The 1,199-nt window shown below is 62.6% G+C and carries 1 protein-coding gene and 1 other annotated feature; the gene reads right to left on the bottom strand.

What is annotated here, in order from left to right:
* Nucleotides 1-39: 39 nt before the first annotated feature.
* Nucleotides 40-1,199 (bottom strand): IS3 family transposase gene (locus DN824_RS22380; protein WP_138410509.1). Its coding sequence is split into 2 segments (ribosomal slippage), with 1,161 coding nucleotides annotated over them: nucleotides 40-977 and nucleotides 977-1,199; the frame shifts between segments, so codons are not numbered across the junction. This gene is flagged as partial in the annotation.
* Nucleotides 868-984, bottom strand: a sequence feature (AL1L pseudoknot). (Overlaps the previous gene by 117 nt.)

Genomic DNA, 1,199 nt, shown 5'->3' on the forward strand with positions numbered 1-1,199 from the left:
TGAACCGCCCCGGGAATTCCGGAGGCTCTTTGGTGTGAGTCATGCCGCTTGGGCCGACTCGGTAAGTTGCTGATAGTAGATCGCTTCGGCCTCTGCCGGCGGCATGTTCCCGATGGGCTCCAGTAGCCGTCGGTGGTTGAACCAGTCCACCCACTCCAGCGTCGCCAGCTCCACTGCCTCCCGATTCTGCCAGGAACGACGATGGATCACCTCGGCCTTGTACAGGCCATTGATGGTCTCGGCTAAGGCATTGTCATAGGAGTCGCCCACGCTGCCCACCGAGGGCTCGACTCCAGCTTCAGCTAGGCGCTCGGTATAGCGGATCGAGACGTACTGCACGCCACGGTCGCTGTGATGGATCAGGCTGCCCTGGCCGACCGGTCGGCGGGCATACAACGCCTGTTCCAACGCATCGAGAACAAAGTCTGTGCGGGCTGAGCTGGACACGCGCCAGCCGACGATACGCCGGGCGAATACGTCGATAACAAAGGCCACGTAGACGAAGCCCTGCCACGTGCTGACGTAGGTGAAGTCCGACACCCAGAGCGCGTTTGGCCGCTCGGCGCGGAACTGGCGATTGACCTTGTCCAGCGGGCACGGGGTGGCCTTGTCGCTGATCGTAGTCTTGACCGGTTTGCCGCGTACGACACCTTGTAGACCCAGTCGCCGCATCAGTCGCTCCACCGTGCAGCGGGCCACCACTACGCCTTCGCGCTTGAGTTGCCGCCAGACCTTGCGCACGCCGTAGACCTGGAAGTTCTCCTCCCAGACCCGCTGGATATGCCCGCTCAGTACCTCGTCACGCCGTGTTCGCGGAGAACGCCGCTCGGGAGCGGCCTGGCAATGTGCATGGGCGTAGTAGGTCGATGGAGCGATCGGCAGTACCCGGCAGATCGGCTCGACTCCATAAACCGCACGATGCTCATCGACGAACGCCTTCATGGCTTGAAGCGGCGGTCGAGCTCCGCCTGGGCAAAATACGCGGACGCCTTGCGCAGGATCTCGTTGGCCTGGCGCAACTCACGCACCTCACGTTCCAGCGCCTTGATCCGCTCGCGTTCGCTGCTGGTCTGGCCTTCACGTTTGCCAGTATCGCGCTCGGCCTGGCGTACCCAACGGCGCAGTGTTTCGGCGGTACAACCGATCTTGGCAGAAATCGAGCAAATCGCTGCCCATTCCGACTCGTGGTTGCCTTGATG

Origin of the sequence: Stutzerimonas nosocomialis, from assembly GCF_005876855.1 — a bacterium.
GTDB lineage: Bacteria > Pseudomonadota > Gammaproteobacteria > Pseudomonadales > Pseudomonadaceae > Stutzerimonas > Stutzerimonas nosocomialis.